The sequence below is a fragment of the Bacillus sp. JJ1533 genome (assembly GCF_036965045.1).
Lineage (GTDB): Bacteria > Bacillota > Bacilli > Bacillales > Bacillaceae_L > Ferdinandcohnia.
Window position 1 is genome coordinate 38716 of sequence record NZ_JBALOV010000044.1, and the last position, 25157, is coordinate 63872.

Below are 25157 nucleotides of genomic sequence, written 5' to 3' on the forward strand. Positions count from 1 at the left end.
CGATGTACATTGGAGAAACATTTTTAATCAATGCCAAGTGGGACAATGGCTGCTCTATATGGTGCACAACAGAAGACGGCCACGAACTTGAAGTGAATAAGTGGAAACATAATCTCCTCGCCTGGCATGAAGCCAGCTTTTACGGGACCTTTCTTGAAGAGACTGATCATGCTGTCCTTCTTTCACCCTGGCAGGCGTTCACCTTTTTCGCTGAATTGCCCGTCAACTCACATATCCAAATCGAGCTGAGTGAGGATGTTGACCAGTACCATAAGATTGCTAGCAGCTTACTCCCACTTATCGAGAACGGCGAATTTATGCCTGACTTTGACCATTGGAATAGCTCTGAACGCTTTGGCTGGAAACCAATTGGCACCGAGCTAACTGGCTTTGCCTTGGAGTGGTTTTCTGAAGCCATCACCGATTGGATTCGGTCTGATTCGACGTTATCTGATGCCTGGGAAGAGATCGCTGAAACCTTCCCTCTTGTAAAAAGTACCGCCGGCGCTGGGTCGGTCGTGGATGAAAATAATTGGCTCGAACGAATTGGTTGGAAGGAAGATCACACACCCTTTGAATGCCTCCTGCAAATCGAAGAACCCGAGGTGGATAACGGAGTCTGGACGCTCCACACAGTGCTTCGCAAGAAAGAAAAACCTCATACCTTGTATACCGCTCTGCCCCTGGAATGGACAGAGTTTGCGGATAAAGTTGAAAGTGAGCAAGCCATGTGGTGTAAGCTCGTTCCCTGGCTTCGTGATGGAGACGGGATTGTTCACGAGTTAACCGAACGCCAGGCGTGGGACTTTTTAACGGAAGCAAGCACGCAGCTTATTGAAGCAGGAGTTGGCATCCTGTTACCAGCGTGGTGGCAGGCCATCAAAGACGCTCAGCTTGCAATCAAGGCAAAGGTTAAAACGTCGGCTGGTGGTGGCCGTCAATCTTTCGTTGGCTTACAATCGATCATTAATTTTGACTGGCGCTTTTCAACCAATGGTGTTGAGCTTTCTGAGGAAGAATTCATGTCACTTGTAAACGAGCAAAGACGCTTAATCAATATCCGCGGCAAATGGATCAAGCTTGACCCGGCTTTTATCAAACAGGTACAGTCAATCCTAGAGCGCGCAAACAAAGAAGGACTCCATGTTCGAGATGTACTGGAGCAAGAGTTGCTTTCCCTTTCGGAAAAAGCTGAACGTGAGGAACAGGAAGCGGCAAACGCCTTTGCAGGCGTCCAAATTGAACTGAACCGCCATCTGTCACATATGATTACGCAGCTAACCGATATCAAGGAGATTCCACAGGCTGTTATTCCTGACACGTTCAAGGGGGAGCTCCGTCCTTACCAGCAACAAGGTGTCGACTGGCTTTTATTTTTAAGGAAGTTTGGATTTGGTGCCTGTCTCGCTGATGACATGGGTCTTGGAAAAACGATACAAATGATTGCCTATTTTTTAGCGGTCAAAGAAAGCGGCTCAAAACCAGCGCTCATTATTTGCCCTACATCTGTTCTCGGAAACTGGCAAAAGGAGCTTGAGAAATTCGGACCGGACTTACGCGTCCACCTTCATTATGGCCCTAACCGCTTGAAGGGTGAAGAGTTTGCTGAAAGAGTCAATCAAGTGGACATCGTCCTTACCTCTTATGGGTTGTCTCATTTGGATGAAGAAGAAATTTCTGCTTTTGACTGGGGTACGATTTGCTTGGATGAGGCGCAAAACATTAAGAATGCGCAAACGAAGCAGTCACGCGCGATTCGCAAACTCAAAAGCGACCATAATATTGCTTTGACTGGAACGCCAATGGAAAACCGCTTAACAGAGCTTTGGTCGATTTTTGATTTTATTAACCGTGGCTATTTAGGCAGCCTTGGGGGCTTCCAAAAGCGCTTCGTATCTCCAATTGAAAAGGATCATGATGAGGAAACAATTGCTCAGCTGCAGCGCTTAATTAAACCATTTTTACTAAGACGCACGAAAAATGATGAGGCCGTTGCATTAAATCTACCTGACAAGCTCGAGCAGAAGGAATATTGTCCATTAACAGTTGAGCAGGCTTCGATTTATGAGCAGCTTGTGAAAGATACCCTGGAGCAGGTCGAACAGCTTGCAGGCATGCAGCGTAAAGGGCTGATTTTAAAAATGCTCGGCCAGTTGAAGCAGGTGTGTGACCATCCTGCGCTCTATTTGAAGGAACAAAATCCTAAGAATGTGGATGAACGCTCCGTGAAAATGGAGAAGCTGCTTGAATTGGTGGATCACCTTCGCGACCAGAACGAGAGCTGTTTGATTTTCACCCAATATATTCAAATGGGCGAAATGATTCAGGATGTGCTTCAAAAACGCTTCAACGAGCCCGTACAGTTCTTGAACGGAAGTGTCCCAAAAGTACAGCGTGACAAGATGATCGACGGCTTCCAAAACCGTGAGTTCAATATCTTAATCCTGTCCCTAAAGGCAGGCGGAACCGGATTGAACTTAACGGAAGCAAACCACGTCATCCATTATGACCGCTGGTGGAACCCAGCCGTCGAAAACCAAGCTACCGACCGCGCATACCGCATCGGCCAAAAGCGCTTCGTCCACGTGCACAAGCTCATCGCCACCGGCACACTCGAAGAAAAAATCGACGAAATGCTGGAAAAGAAGCAGTCACTAAACGACGAAATCATCACCAGCGAAAACTGGATTACCGAACTCTCGACCAACGAACTGAAGGAGTTACTTGGAGTGTTTTAACGGACGCGGGAGGCTGTCTGGAGTACGGTAGCGTTTGGGACAGAGGGACAGGTTTCCCCATACTATTGTGTGATTTTAAGGCTTGATCTAGATATCGGGGTTGCGGTATATGGATGTGGGGATTTTGCAGGTTGGTATACCGAAAACAGTCTAATCGGTATATCAAAAGTAGAAATCTCAGACTTGATATACCACAAACAGCTTAATCAATATATCAAAAACGGAAATCTGAGGCTTGATATACCGCTAACACCTTAATCGATATATCACAAGTGGAAATCTAGGGCTTGGTATACCGCAAACGGCATAATCGGTATATCAGAAACATAAATCTGAAGCTTGATATACCGAAAACAGTCTAATCGGTATATCAGAAATAGAAATCTGAGGCTTGATATACCGCTAACGGCCTAATTTGTATATCAATCCTCCGTAAACCATATCATGATATACCGCTAACCAAAGGAGCTGATTCATTTGGCAGAAAAGACAACCAAACCAAGGAAAAGGACGAAAAAATTTGTGCCAAGTGAAAAGCACAAAGACAAAACCGAACCTTGGCAAAAGTTCTACCACCTAGTCGAGGAAAAACTAAAGAAATGAGTGAAGGTTGGTGACTGTTGTCACCAACCTAATTTTGTGTAGAAAGTCTTTTAGACGCAAATAGCTGCGAATTGACGCATATCCCGCATTCACACGCAAATATCCGCCAACCGACGCATAACACTCACATCCACACGCAAATATCCCTGAACCGACGCATATCCTCGCATCCTGACGCAAATATCACCGAACTGACGCATATCCCCGTATTCACACGCAAATATCCCCGAACCGACGCATAACACTCACATTCACACGCAAATACCCAATTGAAGAGGCATTCCCCAATCAAACCACCTTCATATCCTCCTCAAATTGCTTATATATCACATACCTTTGCATTCCACGCGACTTTTCATAGGCTTTTTGGACTTCAGTCACATACTCCTCGTGATTACCCGCTTTCTTAGCAATCCCGGCAGCCAATGCATGCTTCATCCACTCCGACTTCACCTGTTTTCTAAGCTCGGCCGCTTGCTCCAATTCGCCTTCCTCCACAGCAATAATTGCCTGATAATAGGCTTTATACTGCGGGGGACGGATGTCCTCTACATCCTTTTTTACTCGCAAAATATCATCCTCGTATAAGGCATGCAAGGTCTTGAACAATGCCTGTCTTGTGGGGTCTTTATATTTTTGAAGCAATGCCTCCGTCGCTTCCTTCACATCCTGATCAATCCGGTTCCCCATCCCATAATAGAGTTTAAACACCGGATTTTTTCTGCGTTTCTCAAGATAGGATTCTATCTTTCTTATATTTTTCTCCCAGTATATCGGATAAATAAATAGGTAAGTACCAAGAACTACGATCACAATCATGCTTATGATCATACTTGTCGGTTGGCCTAGTTCCAATAACCCTAACAAAACTCCTAACAATAACGCTATCCCAAACAAAACGGCAACTCTCATCCTACTCATTCCCACCAATAGTTATTTTTGAATCATTATACCCTACCAAACTCCTATAAAAAAGGACCAATCATGTCATTCCCATGATTGGCCCCTCATTTATACGATTAACTCGTTATTCTCATATACTTCCTTCAACAATCGTCGACCTCTAAACAGCTTATTTTTCACAAACGAGATATCCTTACGCAATAGTTTACTAATTTCGTTATACGAGTAATCATGAAAATAATACAGGGATAAGGTTTGTTTGTAATCCTTCGGCAAAGACTCAATATGTTCGTAAAGTGTATCACGATCAAATTTCTCTACGATTTCTTTTTCGACAGATTCAGTAGTCGTATATCGCAGTGCTTCAATATCGTCCATTAAGACCGTTGCTTTCACAACCTTGCTGCGAAGGTAATCAATGCATTGGTTTCGGGTAATACTGTACAACCAGGCTTTCATTTTAGAAGGATCCCTAAACAAATGGATTTTCAAAAAAATCTTTAAAAAGACCTCCTGCATGATATCATCAACCACGACCCAATTTCGCACGTACCGAAAGGCCGCGTATCGTAATTCTGGTTCGTATTCACTTATAATTTGTTCGATTTGTTGTTCCAGCATTTTTCTCACCCTATATTATTTTGGAACAAGGAACCTGTCCCTTTGTCCCACATTACTATTCAACATTTATTTCGTTAACATATAATTGGTAATCGTTATGATTCGTTTTTTGATTCTTCACCTTTAATTTGCCTTCGTATAAGGTTTCCCCTGTATTTATGTCTCCGATTAGAAGCATGTGTCCATCATCCGTAGAACTAACGATATAGAATTTTCCATCTTGTAGTTTTACATAAGGTACATGCTCCGCATCCTTCGATTGATTGATTGCAAATGTTTGTTTCTTGCTCCACTCCTGGGCTTCAATATCAAATTGAATGACCTCTACTTCATGTTGAGATTGAACAGGTACATACGCAACGGAATTGAATACGGATGAATGTGTAATGTCACCTTCAAAGTCATCAGGTAGTTCGCTTTTAATCATCTTGTTTTTTTCAATGTCGTATATCATGAAATCATTAACTATGGCCCTCGGTCCTTCTTGCTCATGTGAATATGCCTCAGCTTTAAATAACAGGTACTTTTCTGGTCCATTCGAATAATATTCATTGAAAACGTTAAAGCCATACCAGCCATTTTCAACTCTTGGAATGGAGAAAATGACTTCTTCATTTGTTATGTTCTTACTACTTAAGTCAATCGTGTAAACAATTAAGTCTTCTCCACCCTCCATACCAGAACCTCTTGCGATCACCTTCAAATTCCTGTCTACTATCTGAATATCCACAATATCAATCCAATTGTATTTTCCATTTGTAGGTACATTAATTTTCATTGGGGTTGACTCTTCTGATTTCTTATCTAAAATGTCAATATCAAAATAGGCATTCTCATAAGCAATATTCATACCTCTGCCTTCAATACTGACATAAACGAGTACATGTTCATCCTCATAAAAATAGGATGGTACTAGAGTTTTCCCTCTCATAAATGACTTGTATTTCTCAACCAATTCAAGTGTAGAAGTTTCCGCATAAAGACCGGTCAATTGTTGAACAAGAGATCGATTCATTATATTTTCAGTTTCCTCATTCGTAATCAGCAGGTATTGATGAATGTCTCCTACAACATAATTAGCATTTAGTACTAGATTCTCTACTAGACTCTCATCGCCACTCACTTTTTCAAATTCAATTTTTAAATTTTCTGAAGCTACACTAGATTGTATATAAAAGGTTCCAAGCACGATGACCGTAACGAGACAGAGCGTGAGGATTTTCCAATATCGTTTCATGTATGTGACCTCCCATCAAACCCTTATTTTCTTATTTAAAAGATAATTGCCAATCCAGATGGCCGCAGCCCAAGCCACTAATCCTGCCCCAACCACCAAATAAAACAGTTCATTTGGATAAAAATAGTTCCCTAACATATATTCATCTACTAGGAGTGGTGCCAAAAGGAAAAGAAACGTGATGGCACAATAAAGAATCCCTAAGAAAATCCCTTTTAACCGGTAAGAACGTTCTAACAAAATCGCGTTAAATACCACGCAAACTCCTGCTATTCCTGTACCATAGTAGAGGATAAAATCCATAAATGACTTAGGATATAACATTTGTAAATAATTGACGTTCATAATTTCACCCACTGTAAAATCAGCACGAAATTCCCCTGGAACCATCCACTGGAACACTCGACTTTCAACGGGTATCAATACTAATTGCACCGCAATAAGACCTAAAACAAACAGCAAAATCGTAGTAGCCTTTGCTAGATACACATTCAATCGAGCTGTTGGCAACACAAGCAGACGATAACTGAATGTGTTTTTCCCGAGCCAATCACGATACCAAATAAAGAATACATAAATCAGTAATGTGGCACCACCCAGCATAATCGGCCCCATAAACCAAAGGGTCTGAACAAAATCAATCATGGTTATTTTCCCATATTGTGAAATATAGTCACTCTTTGAAATCATGTCCTCGACCATTGCTTTTTCCGCTCTACCTAGATATCTTTTCGACGTAAAAATAATGCCTATTCCCTGGAAAAATACCGTAATTCCAACCAAGACAAGATAAAGCTTAAAAAAACGAGAAAACTCGAAATTTACTAGTTTTAAATAACGTTTCATCCCTTGTACACCTCTCTCATCACATCGATTACCGATTTCCCTTCATTTTCTCTAACTTCTTCGGTATCGAATTCTTTTAACACAACACCATCATCTAGCAAAACGACTTTATCAATTAAATGCTCAATATCATTAATTTCATGAGTTGTGATAATCACGCCACGGTCTTCAATTAAATGACTGGTGAACACTTCGGCAATTTGTTCCCGGCTAAAAATATCAATCCCTGAAAACGGCTCATCCATGAGGACATAGTCGACATCCAACGCCAGTCCAAGGATCAGGTTCACTTTTGCCGTATTTCCCTTCGATAACTCCGAGATTCTGTCGGTTTCTTTTAGTCTAAAAAACTCAAGGAGCTCATTCGCGCGTTTTGGATTCCAGCTGTCATAGAAATCGGCCATAAATGTGAAGGCTTCTTTGATTTTCATTTGTGGCAGCATCGTGATTGTGTCTGGAATAAACGTGATTTTTTCATAGCTTCCTTTATGAACTTTTTCACCATTTATGAGAATTTCTCCACTATTAATTGGGGTTAACGCCATAATCGCCTTCATGACCGTTGTTTTCCCAACACCGTTAATCCCAATTAAAGCCGTGATTTGCCCTTTTTCAGCAGTAAAATTAACGCCCTTTAATACGGTCTTCCTGCCAAACTTCTTCGTTACATTTTTTACTTCAATCACAAAAAGCCCCTCCTATTCCTTTTCGTACTCTTTTTCAACTAAAGTTAAGACGTCCTGTAAAGGTACATTGATTGACCGAACAGATTGAATAAAAGTAGAAACTGCATCCATAATCAATTCCTCGCGAACCATTCTCAACACCTCTTCATCCTTTGTGATACGACTTGGTAAATTTCCTTCTGTAAAAATCAACCCTTGTTCCTCCATTTCTTTATACGCACGCTGCGCCGTATTCGGATTAATCTTCAACCGATTCGCTAATTCTCTTCTTGAAAGAATCTCTTGCCCTGGTTCGAAAAAGCCTTTCGCAATTTGCTCCTTAAAATACTGAATAACTTGTACGTATACAGGATCTCGATTGTTAAACTTGATATCCATAGACCCAACTCCTAAATTTTCATCTCCCTGTATTAAGGGGTTCATACACTATTTATAAAAAAACTGTATTAAATGGACCATACAGTTACTATAAAAAAATACATCGTGTATCAATTGGTTAATACACTGTGTATTATATGATTAATACACCACTCCTGTCAACAAGAAAAAATACAATTGACAATTAGGAACAAATGTTCTATATTATAAATGAGAAAAAGCCAACCATGTTGTGACCATGATTGGCAAAGAATTTGAGGAATTTCCGGAGCATCCATCTATCTCTTGAGGAACCATTTTTGAAAAGGCAACTGAGGCTTCTTGTTGCGAGGTATATGGATAGTGGTTTTTTATATTCTAAATCTCATTTTTACAGATTTCATACTCATACCTGCTTCCCGTCTAAAAGGCGATTGATTTGTAAAATTCGTTCATTATAGGTTGTGTCAATCTGATCCATCCGCTCACCGATTTGCCCTTGTAATGTTTCCAGATGTAACGCAATTCCCATTGCAAGCTTATTTAGCTTTTCATTTATAGACTTGATTTCATCATTATTCAATTTCATAACCTCCCAAATCTAAACATCTAGACCCTTAATTTTCAACGAGCTCCCTTGGCTTTCCACCTAAGAATTTCACAGAGTCTGCTAACACTTCAGTCACATATACCCTTTTACCATCATTGTTTTGATAATTACGTGTTTGAATTCGCCCTGTTACACCTAGAATTGATCCCTTTTTACAATAGTTAGCCGTATTCTCAGCTGTCTTTCGCCAAAGTGTGCAATTAACAAAATCGGTGTCAATTTCACCACCTGCGTTCCTAAAATTTCGACTAACTGCAAGCGTTACATGGGCAATCGCTTTTCCTTCCTGGGTGTACCGCAAATCCGGATCCCGGGTCAGTCTTCCAACCAAAATCACTTGATTAATCATGTATTTTTCCTCCTTGTTAAATCTAACAAGGCTATCATACTTCACGTTTCGACATAGGTAAAATTAGGAAAAATAAATTATCAAAGGAATTTCTCCTAGAAAAGTGGAAATTCACTGCTCATTATTTATTTTTCTTATACCAAGTATCGGTAAACCTACGATTTTCTAAGATTCTACAAATTTTTTTCACTTATGAACTTCTGATTATTTCCACATCTCTTCCATAAAATAAGGAAGGTAATATGCTATAATTTAACTATCTGTATAGTACGAACGAAATATAAGGAGGTCAGGAACTTGAAAACGTTTAGATTGGTGTCACTTATGGTTCTTCATCAGGATGAGCAGCCGAGCCGGATTGAAGATATACCGTTAATTGATGGGTTGATTATCAATAAAGAGGATGGGGAAAACCGTTGGATAGTAGAAGCCTTTTTTGAAAAGTCTTTTAAGCCCATTTTTGAAAAGGCAAAACAAGACGAAACAAAATTGAACCTTCAAGTCATAATTTCTAAAAAATCAAATGATCCTGCCACTTTTATGGGCGACGTCAAAATCATTAAGGAAATGGATAATAGCGTGAGTGTCCTCTTGGATGGAAATCTAGTCTCAAGTCGACCGATCATGGCTGAGATTGTCCTGACCGACCTTATTCAACAGGGTTTACAGGGTGAAGGCCTGCTTACTGAATTCAAAAACCGCCTTCAAGAAAAGAAAAAAACAATAGAAAATTAAAAAAGACAGGACTATCCTGCCTTTTTTAGTGATGAAACCTATTTGCTTCCACCTGTGCCACCAGCGCCAGCGCCACCAGTTCCACCTGTGCCACCAGGATTTACTCCATTATTGTTACCGTTATTGTCATCATCGTCATTACCTATATCTAGGTCGCCATCGTTATTTTCATCACCAATCATGTTGCCATTACCATTTCCGTTTGTACCAGTATCATTACCATTCATACCGTTATTATTATCGTTCATACCATCATTATCACCAGGTACGACATCTTCCTCTGGGGTCACGTTATTATTATCCGTGTCATTATTCAGATCATTGTTGAAATCCTCCCCCGGTGTTTCAAGTCCATCGTCCTCTGGAGGCGGATTTTGGTCATCATTGTTACAGCCTGTTATTAAAAACACGGCAAGAAGTGACCCGATTAGCTTTAAGAACCATTTGTTGTTCATTGCATTTTCTCCTTTCTGTTTTTTTCTAAGTATTGTTTGACCTATTTGGTCTTTGCTTAGCTTTCCCCGAAGATAAAAAATGTATCAAAAAAATTAAAAAAACCAGATGAACTTTATCATCTGGTTTTTGAACGATACTTATTCTGTTTTATCACCTAAAGCAAACATGATTTCTGTTTCACAAACAATCTCGCCGTCAACAGTTGCCACACCTTTTCCTTTACCAATCGACCCGCGAAGACGAGTAATTTCTACTTCTAGACGAAGTTGATCGCCAGGGACGACCTGCTTTTTAAAACGGCAGTTGTCAATCCCCGCAAAGAATGCCAGTCTGCCCTTGTTTTCTTCTTTTTTAAGCATTGCCACTGCACCAACCTGTGCTAATGCTTCAACGATTAAAACACCTGGCATGACAGGATATCCAGGGAAATGTCCGTTGAAAAATTCCTCATTTGCCGTAACATTTTTAATACCTAGCGCTCGTTTTCCCTCTTCCAATTCAAGAATCCGATCGACTAATAAAAACGGATAGCGATGTGGAATAATTTCCTTTATTTCATTGATATCGTACATTTTTTCCATTTCCTCCTCTATGTATAAGTCGAGCTTATAATGCTTATTATAATACAAGTATTAGGGAAATTGAAAACAACATCGGCCAAGCAGTTTTTGCCACAAAAAAAAAGAAGGTATATACCCTCTTACTTTTCTGCATCTTTATTGACAAGGTCTATAATATGCTGCCATGTTTCTTTTTTCAAGGCATCGCCCGGATCACCATCTCCAATGACTCCGTAACCTACAACCACACCAATCATGACGCTGGCTGCAAAAAGAACAACGACAAGCAAAAGTCGTATCCAAATCGGAATTAAGCGAATACGAAGTTTTCCTTCGCGCTTCTTCTTCGGCTCTTTTCCCGTATTCTTTTCTTCGTCACGCGCTTTTCGAATTTCCTCGCGCGATTTTACTTGTGTATTGTTAAGTTCACTTGTCACTGAGATTACCCCTTATCTTTAGGTTGTTGCCGAGATTCGCGATGATCTGCCTTACCTTTTAGTATCTACGTTGTTCTTTTATCGTATTCCGTTCACAAGCCCCATCATTTGATCTGAAATGGAGATTGATTTTGCATTAAATTGATACGAACGTTGGGTTAGCATTAAATCAGACATTTCCGTTGTTAAATCAACATTGGATTGTTCAAGTGCCCCTTGCTGCATACTTACTTGTTCGCGCAAAGCACCTTCTAACGAAACGAACACATCATTTGCCGCTATTTCAAGCTCCGCCAAGTCAGGTAACGCAAATTGATTTTGTCCCACCGCTTGAAGAAGCTGTGGTTTGTTTACTTGCACCACTGAAAGATTGAACGTTTGAGGTGCACCTGCCTCAGAAATAACGGTTAACTCTCCGCTTGTAGAAATTTTAATTTCCTTAAAATCATCAACGAATACGATTGGCTCTCCATCTTGGTCTAAAACAGGATGACCACCACTTGTTACAAGGGAAACGCGATTGGTTCCATCATTTGCTGGAGATAAATAAAGGGCACCTTCCCTTGTAAAACGAGGGACCTGAACGCCATTTTCGTCAACTAACACTTGTAAAAATTGATTTTCTTTCGTAAACGCGATATCCAGCTCACGATCTGTTGTCTTGATGGCACCTTGGGTCATCATCATATTCGTATGGCCAAGTCGAGCACCCACACCCATGCGAATTCCATTCGGGGTCACGCGACCTTCCTCCCCGGCGTTAACAGGTTGATTATTGAATTGTTGGGATAAAAGCTCACTAAAGTTGACCTGGCGCTTTTTATATCCGGTTGTATCAATATTTGCTAGATTATGTCCAATTGTATCAAGCTGTTTTTGCAGCTGACTCATCGTATTTGTTGCCGTAATCATCGAGCGCACTCAAAATCCCCACACTTTCTTTAATGTCTAGCTCCAGCGCCTAGCCAGTTTTCACCTTGAATAAGCTTCCGTGTATATCTTGCGAAAAGGATGCTTTGAGCAGCTCGAGGTCACAAGCCAATCGCTTCTGAAGGCAAAAGGCGCCTTCTGTCAGCGCTTGTCTTATGCTTGTCGGACTTGCACAGGACAAGGAATGCTTCGGCAGCATAATCATCGCACGAAGAAAATGCATAGCATTTTCGAGGATGTGCTGACGTCTACGTTTGCCATAGGATGTGGCAGGTTTTAGTAGACGTTCAACTACAAGGCGCTTACTCTTTTCTTATAATCTTCCAATCTCGTTAACAGCTTTGTCCATACTCTTGTCATACGCCTGCAGTACCTTTTGATTGGCTTCAAACGTCCGAAACGCCGTCATCATTTCGGTCATCGCCTGTGTGACATCGACATTCGAACCTTCAAGGAAACCTTGTTTTAACGTATAGGACACTTCTGGATTGACCGCAGCATTTGGTAGCACTAAACCGTCATTTGTCCGGAACAAGCCATTTCCTTCTTTCACCAAGTCCATTGGATTATCCGAAAAAGCAATGCCTAAACGTGATTGAGGTAGTCCGTTCATAACAACCCTACCGTCTGCTGACACATCAAATTGATCATTTTCAAGCGCAATTCGGTTTCCATTTTCATCAAGTACATAAAAACCTTCATTTGTGGTTAAAAATCCAGACGGGTCCACCGTGAAGTTTCCGTTCCTTGTGTACCTCACATCACCATTTGCATTTTGCACGGTAAAAAATAGAGAACCTGGTTTGTTTGTTTCACCATTGATTGGCAAGTTGCCATTCACCAACGCCACATCTGTTGGTAGCCCTGTTTCGCGGATATCTCCTTGCTTGAACAGTGGAATCATTTCCTGCATGTATACACCAGTGTTCAGACCGCCAATGGTGCTTGCATTCCGAAGGCTGCCACCATTTTTAGCTGGGCTTTGTACACCTTCAAGACGTTGCATGAGCATTTCCGGGAAGGCACGTAAAGAGCCTTGGTCTACTTTATAGCCCGGTGTATTCGCATTTGCAATATTATTCGTTAGCATTTCTGTACGACGCTGCTGCGCAAGCATTCCAGCTGCAGCAGAATAAAATCCACGTAACATGGGTTCACCTCATTTTTATCCGAACATCTACCTATTTTTAAAGGTTGTTCAAAAAGTGCGGTGAATATGACACATCGAATTTCTGCGTAGGCTTGCTTTTCCGTTCCTCACGTATTAACTGCATACGCTCCGGTACTCAAAGCTGCACCGCCTTGAAATTTCGACGCACAAGGACGTGCTAGTGTCGACAATGCCACAGGATGTGGCGCTTTTGTCGACGCGGTCCTCTTCATCCTCCTTTTTGAACACTTATTACTATTTATTATAGTAGGATTTCCCTATTTCTTCATCTGTAAAATATAGCCACACGAAATTTTTTTGAAAAAAGTGAGAAAGGACCTGCCATTTCGGAAAGGTCCTATTTTACTTATTACACTAATTTTCTGCGTGGAAGCTTGTCCAAGTTTTCAAGCATGATGCCTGTTCCGATTGCCACACATTCCATTGGGTTTTCAGCAATTAACACAGGTACGCGTAGTTCTTCAGCTAAAAGCTGATCGATCCCGTGAAGCAATGCTCCCCCACCCGTTAATATCACGCCACGGTCAATAATGTCCGCAGAAAGCTCTGGTGGTGTTCGTTCAAGAACACTTTTCGCAGCTTGTACAATTGCAGAAACCGGTTCACGCAGTGCTTTCTCAATTTCATCAGATTTGATTGTAAGTGTACGAGGTAAACCAGTCACCATGTCTCGCCCACGAATGTCAATCTCTTCCTGACGTGAATCTGCGAAAACAGTCGCAACTTGAATTTTAATGTTTTCAGCTGTTCTTTCCCCGATTAAGAGCTTGTACTCACGCTTAATATAGCTAAGGATTTCCGCATCAAATGTGTCCCCTGCCATTTTTATAGAAGAGGCGGTGACGATATCGCCCATTGATAGTACAGCAACATCTGTAGTACCACCGCCAATATCTACGACCATGTTTCCGCTTGGTTGGAAGATGTCCATTCCTGCTCCAATCGCAGCGACTTTTGGTTCTTCTTCAAGGTAGATTTTCTTCCCGCCGCTTTTTTCTGCAGCCTCCTTGATTGCTTTTTGCTCAACAGAAGTGATGTTTGTTGGGCAACAAATAAGGATTCTTGGTTTTGAAAGAAATCCTTTTACATTTAATTTATTGATAAAATGCTTAAGCATTGCTTCTGTTACATCAAAATCAGCAATAACTCCGTCTTTTAATGGTCGAATCGCCACAATATTTCCAGGTGTACGCCCCACCATGCGTCTAGCTTCTTCACCAACCGCTAAAACTTTACCTGTATTTTTATCTAATGCCACAACAGATGGCTCATTCAGTACAATACCTTTACCTTTTACATGTATAAGTACGTTCGCAGTTCCTAAATCGATACCGATATCCCTAGCTAACATTTGGTAACTTTCCTCCTTGCATTTGAAACACAAATGCACATATTTTCCTAAAATATATTGTATCACAATCTGACATTTATAATAGATGTTTTGTAAGATTTTTGTAGGAAAATGTCGTAAATGCTAGGAAGAAAGTCCCTAAATGTTATTTTACTGGTTCCTCTTGTAATTCTTCTTCTTTTTTATACTTGAGCTTTGTCGCTTCTCCACCCCGTAAATGCCGTATTGATTTATGGTAATCCAGGATTTCTTTTACTTCGTTTGCTAGTTCGGGATTAATTTCAGGTAGCCTTTCGGTTAAATCTTTATGGACAGTACTTTTGGAAACTCCAAATTCTTTCGCAATGACGCGAACTGTTTTTCTTGTCTCCACGATATACTTTCCAATCTTGATAGTTCGTTCTTTGATGTAATCGTGCACACTACTCGCCCTCCCTATATGGATGTGAGAAGTGTGAAATGAGACGCGTTCTTGCTTCAACTAAGAAATTATTTTGTTTGGATAATATTCGACATAATGAATTGCTGGATCTTTGAAGACGGTATACGCCCCCTCACCTCAAACACTCTCTTTGTTAGGTTTGTAACATTTTATTAGCTTGGGTGAGGGATTATGCTATAAAACTCAAGAGGGACAAGGCTTTTATCAAAATATTTTTAAAAATGGCATGTTTTTTCTGTTTGGACAAGCCGTTTTTTCTTTGGACTACCTGTATTTCTTAAAATATCCGACTCTGATTTTCCGTTACTCGGAGAAGAACACCCATGATCGGTTACCTCCATTTTTAAAAACAATACTGGAATTCGACAATAAGTAATTTTTAAAACGGCTGTCTTGGCGTTTTTCGACCATATTATTTTTTATTCACATCAGTTCGATTATTTCCTGAGAAATTTGTCTGTTTGAGTCATAATTAAAGATTTTGGCGAAATATTGAGAGGGAATTGTAGAATTCAGCCCGCATCGGGGTATAAGACTATAACAGCACCGCCCCATACACGAGTGACCCAATAATTACATATGCGGGGTGGACCTTCCATTTTTCGAGGAGTAAAAAACTCAGCCCCACCAAGATTATTGTATGAACGAGCCCGGCATCCACATACGATTCTTCAAAAAAGCGGTATGCCATTGCCCCCAACAGTACAGCGATTGTTGGCCGGATATAATTCGTCATCCGTTTCACTTTTGGTGAGTGCTTAAACTTTTTTAATATGCTTAGCAAACCAATCATCAAAATCAGTGAAGGAGCAACCGTTGCAAAGACGGCAACAAACGCACCCAAAATCCCTGCTTGTTGATACCCAATATACCCCGCCATTTTTGTCGCAATCGGTCCGGGCAACGCGTTTCCAATCGCAATCACTTCACTAAACTCATGAACATTAAGCCAGTGATAGCGATGAACAACTTCATTCTCAACAAGTGGGATTGAGGCCGGACCACCACCATAGCCAAGAATTCCAGGAATGAAAAAAGCAATAAAAAGCTGCACGTAGATCATGTTTGTTTCTCCTCCTGTTTATTCTTTTTTATCAAGGCGAGTACCAGTAAGGCCCCAACTAAAATACCTGGGTGTACGCCAAATACATCTAACACCAACACACTTACAACCCCTAGCAGAATCGCTCTTGTCCACCCAAGCCCTTTTTTCGCGTTCATGAAGAATTCCCACGTTAATTGAGCAAGCATGACCCCTACCACCGCAAGCACAGCCTTCGTCATCCCCTGCACCCACTCCAGATTTTTAAAGGAGGTCAAAGAGGTAAGCAAAACAATCATTAATAAGATGGTCGGCACTGAGGTTGCCAAAACCGCATTGATCATCCCGAACCAGCCTCCAACACGATAGCCAATATAGCCAGCCATTTTTGTCGCAATCGGCCCAGGCAAGGTGTTTCCGAGTGCAAGGATGTCGCCAAAATCATCATCGTTTAACCATTTGTAACGCTCAACGGCTTCCTTATGGACAAGCGGAATCGAGGACGGACCGCCTCCATATCCAAGTAAACCAACTTTCAAAAATGCATAAAAAATATACAATTGCTTCATTTTATAAGTCCTTTCATATAGAAAAAGAGGAAGCCTCGGATTAGGCTTCCTCTTAGTGTTTTCAAATATTGGTCTTGTATTCAAACAGCGATTGGACGTAACTTTTGAAACAGTCGTTACTCCCCGAGAACTTCAATCATTGCGGTAATTGATGCAACTAGATCTGCTAATGACCAGCTCGGGATACCATTTTTCTGAAGGGCAAGCTTATGTGAAGCTGGGACATGAATAAATCCAGCACGCATTTCAAGATTCTCCAACTCGATTTTATGCAATACCGAGTACATCACATTGTTGCAAAGATATGTCCCGGCTGTGTTTGAGATGGTAGCTGGGTATCCTTTTTCAACTGAAGCATCGACAAATGCCCGAATCGGCAAGGTCGAAAAATAACCGGCTGGACCGTTATCTTCAATTGGTGCGTCCTGTAATTTCACGCCGCTATTATCTTCAGCCCCATCACGACAGTTGATCGCAATCCGCTCAGGTGTAACTTTACTTCTACCCGCTGCAAGCCCTAATGAAATGACGACATCCGGATTTACCTCATTGACATGCTCTAGACATTGTTTTGCCGACTCTGCAAAATCAACCGGTAACACTCTTCCTATAATCTCATATCCTCCGATTACCCGCCCTTCCAAGGCTTTCACAATTTCCTCGGTCGGATTAATTGGATTATCTAAAAAAGGAACGAATCCTGTTAATAAAAGTTTCTTCATTCTTTACACCTCTTTATGCTAGAAAAAACGCGCCATAGCCGAGTGCCCCAATGATGACATAGGCTGGGTGAACTTTCAGCTTTTCCATTAATACAAAGCTTACCACTATGATTATGATGGTTTGAAGCAAGCCTGCGTCTGCATACGATGTTGTGAAAAAGCTAATTGTCATAATTCCAAGTAAAACGGCAATTGCCGGGCGCACATAGTTGGACATTCGTTTTACTTTTGGAGAATCCTTATGTTTGTATAAAAAGCCGAGTAGTACAACCATTAAAATTAACGATGGTGCCACAGTCGCGAAGACGCCAACGAGTGCACCTGGAATTCCCGCTACATCATACCCAATATAGCCCGCCATCTTTGTAGCAATTGGGCCTGGCAAGGAATTTCCGAGAGCAAGTACTTCACTGAATTCTGAAACGGTTAACCAACCATAGCGTCCCACAACCTCATTTTCAACCAGTGGAATGGAAGCAGGGCCACCGCCGTACCCGACAATTCCCGGTATAAAAAAGGCTAAGAAAATTTGCCAATAAATCACATGCCAACACCCTTTTCTATTGATTCCTTAACTTCTGGAGCTTTGTCTTTCTTGACGAGTGCTGCCACTAGGAGCACTCCGATGATGATTCCTGGATGAACTCCAACAAACTCCATTAATAAAAAGCTTACAATGATGATTCCTACTGCAAACTTCCAGCCAAGTGAGTCCTTTGACTTTTTATAGAAGTCCCAGGTTAAGGTCGCCAGCATTACGCAAACGACTGGGACAACTGCTTTTGTCATCCCCTGCACCCATGGCTGATCCTTAAGTGAAGTTAGGAAGGTTAACAGAATAATCATTGCAAAAATAGTCGGAACAATCGTTGCTAATACGGCATTAATCATCCCTAACACACCTGCAACGCGGTAGCCAATATAACCAGCCATTTTTGTCGCAATCGGACCAGGCAATGTATTTCCAAGGGCAAGTACATCGGCAAATTCATCGTCATCCATCCATTTGTATTTGCCGACTACCTCTTTATGAACAAGTGGAATTGAGGAGGGACCGCCCCCATACCCCAATAGCCCGACTCGTAAAAATGCTAAAAATAAATCAAGCTGTTTCATGCTATCAACTCATTTCCGTTTTGTTTACCATGATGCAATGCTGCCGTCAGTCCTTGCCTCCGTACCGCCTGCAAGAACACCGGTCTTTGGATCTCGCCAAATAATTTGACCGCGACCAAAGCTGCCGCCATCAAGGGCTACCTGAATTTGATGGCCACGTCGTGCAAGTGCCTGCGCAACATGGGTTGGAAAGTTCGGTTCGACCAATACTTTTTTATCTTCAATCCATTGCCATCTTGGCGAATCAAGTGCCGCCTGCGGGTTCAAATGGAAATCAATTGTATTCATGATGACCTGTGTGTGACCTTGTGGCTGCATGTATCCACCCATGACACCGAATGGGCCAACCGCTTCGCCATCCTTCGTTAAAAAGCCCGGGATGATTGTGTGGTACGTCTTTTTACCTGGCTCTAACGCATTTTCATGCGTTGGGTCTAAGGAGAAATCATGACCACGGTTTTGTAGGGAAATTCCTGTTCCAGGAATGACAATTCCAGAGCCAAAGCCCATATAATTACTTTGGATATAGGAAATCATGTTTCCTTCCGAGTCAGCTGCCGCTAAATAGACGGTTCCTCCACGAGGTGGTGTTCCCGGTTCTGGCGTTAGCGCCTCATCCCCGATTAAGCTTCTTCTTTGTGCGGCAAATTCTTCCGATAAAAGCTGTGCTGCCGTCACTGACATTTTCTCGGGGTCTGTGACGTATTTTTTACCGTCTGAGAACGCTAGTTTCATAGCTTCAATTTGTTTATGATAGGTTTCAACGGATTCCTTTTCCTTGATATCCAGGCCGTTGAGGATATTAAGTGCCATCAGCGCGACAATGCCCTGACCGTTTGGCGGAATCTCCCATACATCATAGCCACGGTAGTTGACTGAAATAGGTTGCACCCACTCAGGTTTATATTCTGCAAGATCGTCTTTTGAAAGGAAGCCGCCATGTTCTTTGAAAAAAGCATCAATTTTATCAGCTAGCTCGCCTTTGTAAAAGCTCTCCGCATTGGTTTCTACAATAGAACGAAGGGTATTCGCATGCCCTTCAGAGCGCCACACCTCTCCAATCTCAGGTGCACGGCCTTCAGGTGCAAACGTATCAAACCATCCTTTATATTCTGGTGTCGTAAAGATTTCTTTGTATTTTTTATAGGCACTCTTCCAGTATTTTGCTAGAACAGGTGATAATGGGTATCCTTCCTCAGCATACCGAATTGCTGGCGCCAACACTTCTGTTAGCGGAAGCTTACCAAAACGTCGGGACAGCTCAGCCCATGCAGAAGGAACTCCTGGAACGGTTACAGGTAGTAAGCCAAATGTTGGCATTTCATTGTGCCCTTTTGCTTTTACGGCATCAATTGAGATGCTTTTTGGTGCTGGCCCACTTGCGTTTAGACCGTGCAATTCACCCTTTACCCACACAAGAGCAAACGCATCCCCACCGATTCCGTTTGAGGTCGGCTCAACAACAGTTAACGTTGCTGCAGTTGCAATTGCAGCATCAATCGCATTCCCGCCTTTTTTCAGAATGTCTAACCCTGCTTGCGCAGCTAATGGCTGGGATGTTGCGACCATTCCATTTTTCGCAAACGTCGCCATTCGTTGTGAAGCATATGGGTAATTCAAATAATCCAAATTCATGTGTAAAATCCCCCTTCTATGTACCCCATTTTTGACAATTGTTAGTTATTTTTCGAAAATTGATTAACAAACGGAATTTATCATTTATAATAATGATTATAATTGAAATTTAAAATATATTCTATAATTTTGATGAAATAAGTAAAAACGCTGGCAGATTGGGCTTACGGCTTTTTACAAATCGTAAGCACGTCCAATTTGTTGATGTTTAAAGATTTAGCTGATGGTAAAATGAATGTAAATACGTGAACCAAGTGGTGATTCAATGAAGATCGATGAAACGGATAAAAAAATTCTTGAGTTGTTAACAATAAATGGGAGAATGTCCTATGTAGACATTGGAAAAGAACTGGGTCTTTCAAGAGTATCGATTCGCGAGCGCGTCAATCAATTGATTGACAAAGGCGTTATCGAAAAGTTCTCTGTTGTGATTAATTCTGAAAAAGTGGGAAAAGGTGTTTCTGCCTTTTTCGAGGTGGACTGTGAACCCGCTTCACTGGTAAGAGTTGCGGAAACACTAGCAAACAACCCAAGTGTCGCAAGCTGTTATCAAATGACAGGGCCAAGTACCTTGCATATGCACGTCCTTGTCGAGGACTTCGCCAAGCTTGAAAAATTTATTAACGAAGAGCTCTATAGTCTGGACGGAATCACAAGAGTGGAAAGTCATATTTTATTAAGAAGGTTTAAGAGTCGGACTGGTCTTAAACTATAATGGTGCCGGGAATTTCCCGACACCATTTTTTTATTGCTGATAATATTTGATGAAATAGAAAAAACTAGATTGGAAAGGAGGGTTGCTAATGTCTGCAATTAAATGGTTAACAAGTTTGAGTGTTATGCTTGTATTGTTTGTAGTTGGCTCGATTGGTGTATTTGCCGAAACACAGCCTCTGGAGCCGATGAAAAAATTTGAAGTCCAACTGAACGATGATTACTTTAACCCGAAAGACATCACGATTCCCCAAGGAAAACCAATCGTGTTGGTCTTGAAAAACACCGGCGTGAAGGAACACACCTTCACAGTAGAAAAGCTCGGAATTGACTATGAGTTAAAACCAAAACAAATAAAAATTGTAACAGTGGGACCAAAAACGGCTGGTACATATGAACTGATATGTCGGTACCATGCCAAAGAAGGCATGGTAGGAAGGGTAATCGTCAAATAGCAAGGGCGAGGCTGGTTAGCCTCGCTTTTTATTACGCAGCTCTCTCTTTTTTCGAAAAAAGATAGATTGAGCTTATAAGCAGAACAAAAATAAATAGAATGGATACGGTCAATGATAGAGCAAATTGTTTGTCCGGGCTTCCTGTTAAGAGAAGCTTGCTTGCGTGTGTTGATAGTCTTGCTGGGCTCCATGTCATCCATTTGGATAATAATGAAGTGATGGCTGAGAGCCCAATCGCTACCAATAACGACAAAGTGGCCACGATCAAATTGCTTTTAAATAATGAGCTTAGTAAAAGTGTGACCGTCACGAGGAACACAAGCCATGTCCCATACACGAGCGATCCCTTCATTAATTCCTCAAATCCGATATCTCCAATTAAAACTCCTGTATAATACCAAGACGCTAAAATCCCTAATAAAAATGAACCAAATGTCATCAGTACAATACTGACCCATTTTGCCGTGATATAATTTGCGAACGAAACAGGCTTTACAAGTATGATATCGGAAACACCACTATTTTTTTCTGCAGCCACAATTCCCATAAATGCTAGCACTAAGACGAGAATACCGATTTGACTGAACTGGCCAAGGGTTTGCACAATGACCTCTTGTGGTGTTGGCACTGGTATATCAAAGACCGCTCCCTCAGGTAATTCACCCGCTGCTTTAATAATTTCCGGTAAATAATACGAAGTAATCGGCTGCATGATACCTAATAAAATGAAAACAAGCGGAATCCAGAGGATTTTAAAATTTCGCGTCATCTCAATCCATTCTTTTTTAAACAACACGACCCATTGCCTCATGACTTCACCACCTTCATGAATACATCCTCGAGGGATGATTGCCCAATTTTAAACGTGGAAACTGGTATTGTTTTAATCAAGATATCTTGTAAAATAGCATTTCGAGCTTCGGCCAGCTGTGATACAACAATTGTTGCTGTCATATTTTCTACGGTCACTTCCTGAACCGACTCTATCGCTGTTAACCCGTTTGCCCAATCTGTGATATCTGTTTCTGCCTCAATGATGATCACATCATGCTGGTGCTGCTTTCTTAAACCTGTTAGTGAGTCACTTAACGCCAATTCACCTTTACGAATGATGACGATATCATCACAAACCTCTTCTGCATCATGCAACACATGAGTCGAGAACAGAATCGTTGTTTTCTTTTTCAATTCTCGCATCATTTCAATGACCTCACGGCGTCCGACAGGGTCAAGCGCGGATACCGGTTCGTCTAGCATGACTAACTTTGGTTCATGAATCATCGCTTGAGCAATTCCAAGTCGTTGCTTCATTCCGCCTGAAAAACCGCCAATTTTCTTTTTCTTGGCATCAGCGAGACCGACTAAATCTAGTAATTCATCGGCTTTTTGCTGTGACTCTTTTTTCGTTAAACGTGCAAGCTGTCCGACATAGATTAAAAATTCATTTGCAGACATCCAGTTGTAAAAAACCGGGTGCTGTGGTAAATAACCGATGTACTTGCGATTGTCGCCATTTTCCATACCATCAAATTTAATTTTTCCCGATGTTGGGTGAAGGAGCCCCGTTAGCATCCTTAGCGTTGTTGTTTTTCCGGCACCATTTGGACCTAATAATGCCGTACAGCTTCCTTTTTTTATCTCAAAAGAAAGATTGTTCACCGCCGCTTCCTTCCCAAACCGTTTCACCAAATTTTCGATTGAAACTAACGTTTCTGACATTCTATCTCTTCCTTCCTATTACAAAATAGAGGATCGGACCTAGCATGCTAACTAAAACGATGACAAACACCCATAGAAGCTTCGGTCCATTCGTTTGTTCGCTTCTTGCGAGGTCAATTAAGGCTGTCACCATTAAAATCAATTGAATCACGAAAATCGGTGCGATAAGCGCCCAGTTAATATCTTCAAATCCTGTCATGACGGATCACGTTCCTTTCAAATGTTATTCCGAAGATAGTACGTTTGGAGTATAGAAAAAGTTCAGTACGAAATTTTAAAAAATTAGTGACACAAGAACAGTTACTAGTTCCATAAAAAAACAGCAACCCTTACTATTGGTCGCTGCTTGTCTTTTTATTCAATATAATCCGTATGATTGCTCACAAAATAAGATTCTAGTAGTTGCTGAAGCTTGTCTTCTAGGGTGTAATAATCCTGGTCGGCTTTTTCAATCACTTGATAAAAGGAATCTTCGTCCATTCCTCCTCCCTTTTCTAAAGCAATAAAGGTTCGCCACATGTCTTCACCATATTTTTGCAAAATAACAGCGTAGTCCTGTGCATTGATTTTTTCTAAAATATCGGTTAGTTCTTTGATGTAAGTTCCGATCCCCACTTCATCAATATACTCATGCCACCAGTTCAGCCAAGCCTCATGCCCGCCACTCTCAAGCTCTGAATAGTATTGAAAAACAAGGTAAGCTTTATTCAAGTTTTGATTATTGGATGGAAAATCAATTTGGCAAATATGATGGATGACTTCATTCCAGATTTCATCTGTACTTTTCATTTAGTTTGTCCTCTACCTTTTTTACCTCATTATACTATGGGCCAAAAAGAGATACATCACCCTATTTTAATATTACAAGGACACGGGAGATCTTTCCCTTTTCCCACAAAAAAACCGACTACTCCGTTCGAGTAATCGGTCTGATTTTTTAGCTAAAGTTGCCACCACAGCTAGACTACTGTTTCTCCGTGCTTACGCTTTTGCCATTCCGATTGAAGCATCAGTTGAGTTTGCATTTTCCTCTTCGTCTGAGTCTTCATCGTCAGCAGGAGTGCCTTCTTCATCTGCTGGCTTCTTACTGTCTTCTGGTTTCTCTTCTTCTTTAGGTTGCTTATCTTCTGCAGGTTGCTTGTCTTCTTCCTTACTTGCAGCTTCTTTGTCTTCTGTTCCTTGCTCACTATTTTCAAGCGTCGTTACAGATTGTCCAAAGTACTCAAGTGGATTAACAGCTACTCCGTTGTTACGGATTTCAAAGTGTACGTGAATTGCGGCCTCTTTGTCAAACTGATTTTCGCCAGCCATTCCAAGTACTTCACCTTGTTCAACTACGTCACCTTTTGCCACTTTTAAGTCAGCAAGAGATTGATACATTGTGACAACACCGTCAGTGTGCTCGATTTCCACAACATTTCCGTGTAGTGGATCTTTTTCTGCACGTGTTACTGTTCCAGCTAATGATGCAACGACTTCAAATGATTCGCCGTTCTTTGCGACGATATCAATTCCTTTGTTAGGGGAATAAATATTGTTATAGACTACAAGAGCTGCTTCTTGCTTTTCTGCTGAAGCCTCTGCATCGTAGAATTCCCTAAACACTTGGATTGCATCTTCGTCAATGACAGGCATCTTAAAGTTTTCTGCCGCTTGGTTTACGGGTACGCTTGGCTCTTCACCTGTAGCGGTTCCTGGCTGATTCTCACCATATTTCAAATCATCCTTCGCTACATCGTTTTGTCCTGTGAACCATAAAACCGCGGTTAGAATGAGTGCTGCACTTACTAAGTAGATTGCTGGAAATACCCAACGCTTTCTGAATAAACGTTGTAAACTTGATTTTTGAGAAGTACGTTTCTTTTCTTCCTCTCTCATGTTTATCACCTCAGCAACCATTCTGAACACATTCGCGGAATTATATACATTTTCAAAAAAATTTTTTAGATTATTTTTCGACAAAGTCTAAAATATTATTCATAGATTCGAATTTTTTGTAAAAAATGGATAGAGTTAGGCGTTGTGTTTGGGGAGTGGGTATGGACCGTGTGAGGGACAAGGGGGCGTTTCACTTGGTTCCAAGTTGATGAAGACCTTTCTAGCAGTGGCCGGGATCACGTTCCCGTCTTCATAGCCCCGATGATGACAGTTTC

General features: G+C 41.3%; 31 protein-coding genes. 4 read left to right on the forward strand and 27 right to left on the reverse strand.

Translation table 11 applies throughout. From position 1 onward, the window contains the following. Positions 1 to 2 precede the first annotated feature (2 nt). Entirely contained in the window at positions 3 to 2738 is a 2736-nt protein-coding gene (locus tag V7138_RS22660) for a DEAD/DEAH box helicase (protein WP_335401925.1), read from the forward strand. A gap of 891 nt (positions 2739 to 3629) precedes the next feature. Here V7138_RS22660 and V7138_RS22665 read toward each other — a convergent pair. The 8 genes from V7138_RS22665 to ssb all read right to left on the reverse strand — a co-directional run bounded on the left by V7138_RS22665 (position 3630) and on the right by ssb (position 8950). Continuing rightward, the gene (locus tag V7138_RS22665) at positions 3630 to 4262 is read right to left on the reverse strand and encodes a hypothetical protein (RefSeq protein ID WP_335401927.1); all 633 of its coding nucleotides are present in this window, start codon (positions 4260 to 4262) and stop codon (positions 3630 to 3632) included. A gap of 90 nt (positions 4263 to 4352) precedes the next feature. Further along, positions 4353 to 4865 (reverse strand): RNA polymerase sigma factor, encoded by a 513-nt coding sequence (locus V7138_RS22670; RefSeq protein WP_335401929.1) that lies wholly within the window; start codon positions 4863 to 4865, stop codon positions 4353 to 4355. Between the two features lie 55 nt (positions 4866 to 4920). After that, positions 4921 to 6102: a hypothetical protein gene (locus V7138_RS22675; protein ID WP_335401931.1), complete on the reverse strand. Its 1182-nt coding sequence runs from the start codon at positions 6100 to 6102 to the stop codon at positions 4921 to 4923. Positions 6103 to 6117: 15 nt separating this feature from the next. Beyond that, a complete protein-coding gene (locus tag V7138_RS22680; RefSeq protein WP_335401933.1) occupies positions 6118 to 6948 on the reverse strand; it encodes a hypothetical protein in 831 nt (276 codons plus the stop codon). Then, entirely contained in the window at positions 6945 to 7634 is a 690-nt protein-coding gene (locus tag V7138_RS22685; protein WP_335401935.1) for an ABC transporter ATP-binding protein, read from the reverse strand. The genes V7138_RS22680 and V7138_RS22685 overlap by 4 nt, the downstream gene beginning before the upstream one ends. Positions 7635 to 7646: 12 nt before the next feature. Next, positions 7647 to 8012, reverse strand: a complete 366-nt coding sequence (locus tag V7138_RS22690) for a GntR family transcriptional regulator (protein WP_335401937.1) — start codon at positions 8010 to 8012, stop codon at positions 7647 to 7649. Positions 8013 to 8397: 385 nt separating this feature from the next. Then, positions 8398 to 8574 (reverse strand): hypothetical protein, encoded by a 177-nt coding sequence (locus tag V7138_RS22695; protein WP_335401939.1) that lies wholly within the window; start codon positions 8572 to 8574, stop codon positions 8398 to 8400. Positions 8575 to 8608: 34 nt separating this feature from the next. After that, the gene (gene ssb / locus V7138_RS22700) at positions 8609 to 8950 is read right to left on the reverse strand and encodes a single-stranded DNA-binding protein (protein ID WP_335401941.1); all 342 of its coding nucleotides are present in this window, start codon (positions 8948 to 8950) and stop codon (positions 8609 to 8611) included. A gap of 297 nt (positions 8951 to 9247) precedes the next feature. On the opposite strand from ssb, the gene V7138_RS22705 reads away from it, so the two are divergent. After that, complete coding sequence (locus tag V7138_RS22705) at positions 9248 to 9685, forward strand: YwpF-like family protein (protein ID WP_335401943.1); 438 nt, start codon at positions 9248 to 9250, stop codon at positions 9683 to 9685. A gap of 38 nt (positions 9686 to 9723) precedes the next feature. Here V7138_RS22705 and V7138_RS22710 read toward each other — a convergent pair whose 3' ends face one another. From V7138_RS22710 to V7138_RS22775, 14 genes are all read right to left on the reverse strand, one after another. Next, complete coding sequence (locus V7138_RS22710; RefSeq protein WP_335401946.1) at positions 9724 to 10140, reverse strand: hypothetical protein; 417 nt, start codon at positions 10138 to 10140, stop codon at positions 9724 to 9726. A gap of 138 nt (positions 10141 to 10278) precedes the next feature. Continuing rightward, positions 10279 to 10713: a 3-hydroxyacyl-ACP dehydratase FabZ gene (gene fabZ / locus V7138_RS22715; RefSeq protein WP_335401995.1), complete on the reverse strand. Its 435-nt coding sequence runs from the start codon at positions 10711 to 10713 to the stop codon at positions 10279 to 10281. Between the two features lie 128 nt (positions 10714 to 10841). After that, positions 10842 to 11138, reverse strand: coding sequence for a DNA-directed RNA polymerase subunit beta (locus V7138_RS22720; RefSeq protein WP_335401948.1), 297 nt, complete (start codon positions 11136 to 11138; stop codon positions 10842 to 10844). A gap of 78 nt (positions 11139 to 11216) precedes the next feature. After that, positions 11217 to 12050, reverse strand: a complete 834-nt coding sequence (locus V7138_RS22725; protein WP_335401997.1) for a flagellar hook-basal body protein — start codon at positions 12048 to 12050, stop codon at positions 11217 to 11219. 331 nt (positions 12051 to 12381) lie between these two features. Beyond that, complete coding sequence (locus tag V7138_RS22730; RefSeq protein WP_335401951.1) at positions 12382 to 13218, reverse strand: flagellar hook-basal body protein; 837 nt, start codon at positions 13216 to 13218, stop codon at positions 12382 to 12384. A 107-nt stretch (positions 13219 to 13325) separates the two neighbouring features. Next, positions 13326 to 13451 carry a hypothetical protein gene (locus tag V7138_RS22735; protein WP_335401954.1) on the reverse strand — a complete coding sequence of 42 codons (126 nt, stop codon included), beginning with the start codon at positions 13449 to 13451 and terminating at the stop codon, positions 13326 to 13328. A 137-nt stretch (positions 13452 to 13588) separates the two neighbouring features. Next, a complete protein-coding gene (locus tag V7138_RS22740) occupies positions 13589 to 14590 on the reverse strand; it encodes a rod shape-determining protein (protein WP_335401956.1) in 1002 nt (333 codons plus the stop codon). A gap of 145 nt (positions 14591 to 14735) precedes the next feature. After that, on the reverse strand, positions 14736 to 15011 hold the full coding sequence (gene spoIIID / locus V7138_RS22745; RefSeq protein WP_010677153.1) for a sporulation transcriptional regulator SpoIIID: 276 nt from the start codon (positions 15009 to 15011) through the stop codon (positions 14736 to 14738). 556 nt (positions 15012 to 15567) lie between these two features. Continuing rightward, on the reverse strand, positions 15568 to 16095 hold the full coding sequence (locus tag V7138_RS22750; protein ID WP_335401959.1) for a chromate transporter: 528 nt from the start codon (positions 16093 to 16095) through the stop codon (positions 15568 to 15570). Next, positions 16092 to 16643, reverse strand: a complete 552-nt coding sequence (locus V7138_RS22755; RefSeq protein ID WP_335401962.1) for a chromate transporter — start codon at positions 16641 to 16643, stop codon at positions 16092 to 16094. The genes V7138_RS22750 and V7138_RS22755 overlap by 4 nt, the downstream gene beginning before the upstream one ends. 116 nt (positions 16644 to 16759) lie before the next feature. Next, the gene (gene pcp, locus V7138_RS22760; RefSeq protein ID WP_335401964.1) at positions 16760 to 17365 is read right to left on the reverse strand and encodes a pyroglutamyl-peptidase I; all 606 of its coding nucleotides are present in this window, start codon (positions 17363 to 17365) and stop codon (positions 16760 to 16762) included. Positions 17366 to 17378: 13 nt separating this feature from the next. Then, positions 17379 to 17909, reverse strand: a complete 531-nt coding sequence (locus V7138_RS22765) for a chromate transporter (protein WP_335401966.1) — start codon at positions 17907 to 17909, stop codon at positions 17379 to 17381. Next, the gene (locus V7138_RS22770) at positions 17906 to 18481 is read right to left on the reverse strand and encodes a chromate transporter (protein ID WP_335401969.1); all 576 of its coding nucleotides are present in this window, start codon (positions 18479 to 18481) and stop codon (positions 17906 to 17908) included. Before V7138_RS22770 ends, V7138_RS22765 begins: the two co-directional genes overlap by 4 nt. Positions 18482 to 18505: 24 nt before the next feature. Further along, on the reverse strand, positions 18506 to 20116 hold the full coding sequence (locus V7138_RS22775) for a gamma-glutamyltransferase family protein (RefSeq protein ID WP_335401972.1): 1611 nt from the start codon (positions 20114 to 20116) through the stop codon (positions 18506 to 18508). 265 nt (positions 20117 to 20381) lie between these two features. On the opposite strand from V7138_RS22775, the gene V7138_RS22780 reads away from it, so the two are divergent. Beyond that, the gene (locus V7138_RS22780; protein ID WP_335401974.1) at positions 20382 to 20831 is read left to right on the forward strand and encodes an Lrp/AsnC family transcriptional regulator; all 450 of its coding nucleotides are present in this window, start codon (positions 20382 to 20384) and stop codon (positions 20829 to 20831) included. 88 nt (positions 20832 to 20919) lie between these two features. After that, the gene (locus tag V7138_RS22785; protein WP_335401976.1) at positions 20920 to 21285 is read left to right on the forward strand and encodes a cupredoxin domain-containing protein; all 366 of its coding nucleotides are present in this window, start codon (positions 20920 to 20922) and stop codon (positions 21283 to 21285) included. A 31-nt stretch (positions 21286 to 21316) separates the two neighbouring features. On the opposite strand, the gene V7138_RS22790 is transcribed toward V7138_RS22785, so the two are convergent. The 5 genes from V7138_RS22790 to V7138_RS22810 form a co-directional block, all read right to left on the reverse strand. Beyond that, the gene (locus V7138_RS22790) at positions 21317 to 22096 is read right to left on the reverse strand and encodes an ABC transporter permease (protein WP_335401979.1); all 780 of its coding nucleotides are present in this window, start codon (positions 22094 to 22096) and stop codon (positions 21317 to 21319) included. Beyond that, complete coding sequence (locus V7138_RS22795; RefSeq protein ID WP_335401982.1) at positions 22093 to 23004, reverse strand: ABC transporter ATP-binding protein; 912 nt, start codon at positions 23002 to 23004, stop codon at positions 22093 to 22095. The genes V7138_RS22790 and V7138_RS22795 overlap by 4 nt, the downstream gene beginning before the upstream one ends. Before the next feature lies 1 nt (position 23005). Further along, the gene (locus V7138_RS22800; RefSeq protein WP_335401985.1) at positions 23006 to 23203 is read right to left on the reverse strand and encodes a PLD nuclease N-terminal domain-containing protein; all 198 of its coding nucleotides are present in this window, start codon (positions 23201 to 23203) and stop codon (positions 23006 to 23008) included. A 155-nt stretch (positions 23204 to 23358) separates the two neighbouring features. Next, positions 23359 to 23793, reverse strand: a complete 435-nt coding sequence (locus V7138_RS22805; protein ID WP_335401987.1) for a DMP19 family protein — start codon at positions 23791 to 23793, stop codon at positions 23359 to 23361. Positions 23794 to 23985: 192 nt separating this feature from the next. Further along, complete coding sequence (locus V7138_RS22810; protein ID WP_335401989.1) at positions 23986 to 24882, reverse strand: M23 family metallopeptidase; 897 nt, start codon at positions 24880 to 24882, stop codon at positions 23986 to 23988. Positions 24883 to 25157 lie beyond the last annotated feature (275 nt).

What these genes read in the sequence shown, in the direction of transcription:
- V7138_RS22660 (WP_335401925.1), top strand. Translation starts at nt 3, where the DNA reads ATGTACATTGGAGAAACATTTTTAATCAATGCCAAGTGGGACAATGGC.
- V7138_RS22665 (WP_335401927.1), bottom strand. Translation starts at nt 4,262, where the DNA reads ATGAGTAGGATGAGAGTTGCCGTTTTGTTTGGGATAGCGTTATTGTTA.
- V7138_RS22670 (WP_335401929.1), bottom strand. Translation starts at nt 4,865, where the DNA reads ATGCTGGAACAACAAATCGAACAAATTATAAGTGAATACGAACCAGAA.
- V7138_RS22675 (WP_335401931.1), bottom strand. Translation starts at nt 6,102, where the DNA reads ATGAAACGATATTGGAAAATCCTCACGCTCTGTCTCGTTACGGTCATC.
- V7138_RS22680 (WP_335401933.1), bottom strand. Translation starts at nt 6,948, where the DNA reads ATGAAACGTTATTTAAAACTAGTAAATTTCGAGTTTTCTCGTTTTTTT.
- V7138_RS22690 (WP_335401937.1), bottom strand. Translation starts at nt 8,012, where the DNA reads ATGGATATCAAGTTTAACAATCGAGATCCTGTATACGTACAAGTTATT.
- ssb (WP_335401941.1), bottom strand. Translation starts at nt 8,950, where the DNA reads ATGATTAATCAAGTGATTTTGGTTGGAAGACTGACCCGGGATCCGGAT.
- V7138_RS22710 (WP_335401946.1), bottom strand. Translation starts at nt 10,140, where the DNA reads ATGAACAACAAATGGTTCTTAAAGCTAATCGGGTCACTTCTTGCCGTG.
- fabZ (WP_335401995.1), bottom strand. Translation starts at nt 10,713, where the DNA reads ATGTACGATATCAATGAAATAAAGGAAATTATTCCACATCGCTATCCG.
- V7138_RS22725 (WP_335401997.1), bottom strand. Translation starts at nt 12,050, where the DNA reads ATGATTACGGCAACAAATACGATGAGTCAGCTGCAAAAACAGCTTGAT.
- V7138_RS22730 (WP_335401951.1), bottom strand. Translation starts at nt 13,218, where the DNA reads ATGTTACGTGGATTTTATTCTGCTGCAGCTGGAATGCTTGCGCAGCAG.
- V7138_RS22735 (WP_335401954.1), bottom strand. Translation starts at nt 13,451, where the DNA reads ATGAAGAGGACCGCGTCGACAAAAGCGCCACATCCTGTGGCATTGTCG.
- V7138_RS22740 (WP_335401956.1), bottom strand. Translation starts at nt 14,590, where the DNA reads ATGTTAGCTAGGGATATCGGTATCGATTTAGGAACTGCGAACGTACTT.
- V7138_RS22750 (WP_335401959.1), bottom strand. Translation starts at nt 16,095, where the DNA reads ATGATCTACGTGCAGCTTTTTATTGCTTTTTTCATTCCTGGAATTCTT.
- V7138_RS22755 (WP_335401962.1), bottom strand. Translation starts at nt 16,643, where the DNA reads ATGAAGCAATTGTATATTTTTTATGCATTTTTGAAAGTTGGTTTACTT.
- pcp (WP_335401964.1), bottom strand. Translation starts at nt 17,365, where the DNA reads ATGAAGAAACTTTTATTAACAGGATTCGTTCCTTTTTTAGATAATCCA.
- V7138_RS22770 (WP_335401969.1), bottom strand. Translation starts at nt 18,481, where the DNA reads ATGAAACAGCTTGATTTATTTTTAGCATTTTTACGAGTCGGGCTATTG.
- V7138_RS22775 (WP_335401972.1), bottom strand. Translation starts at nt 20,116, where the DNA reads ATGAATTTGGATTATTTGAATTACCCATATGCTTCACAACGAATGGCG.
- V7138_RS22780 (WP_335401974.1), top strand. Translation starts at nt 20,382, where the DNA reads ATGAAGATCGATGAAACGGATAAAAAAATTCTTGAGTTGTTAACAATA.
- V7138_RS22785 (WP_335401976.1), top strand. Translation starts at nt 20,920, where the DNA reads ATGTCTGCAATTAAATGGTTAACAAGTTTGAGTGTTATGCTTGTATTG.
- V7138_RS22790 (WP_335401979.1), bottom strand. Translation starts at nt 22,096, where the DNA reads ATGAGGCAATGGGTCGTGTTGTTTAAAAAAGAATGGATTGAGATGACG.
- V7138_RS22795 (WP_335401982.1), bottom strand. Translation starts at nt 23,004, where the DNA reads ATGTCAGAAACGTTAGTTTCAATCGAAAATTTGGTGAAACGGTTTGGG.
- V7138_RS22800 (WP_335401985.1), bottom strand. Translation starts at nt 23,203, where the DNA reads ATGACAGGATTTGAAGATATTAACTGGGCGCTTATCGCACCGATTTTC.
- V7138_RS22805 (WP_335401987.1), bottom strand. Translation starts at nt 23,793, where the DNA reads ATGAAAAGTACAGATGAAATCTGGAATGAAGTCATCCATCATATTTGC.
- V7138_RS22810 (WP_335401989.1), bottom strand. Translation starts at nt 24,882, where the DNA reads ATGAGAGAGGAAGAAAAGAAACGTACTTCTCAAAAATCAAGTTTACAA.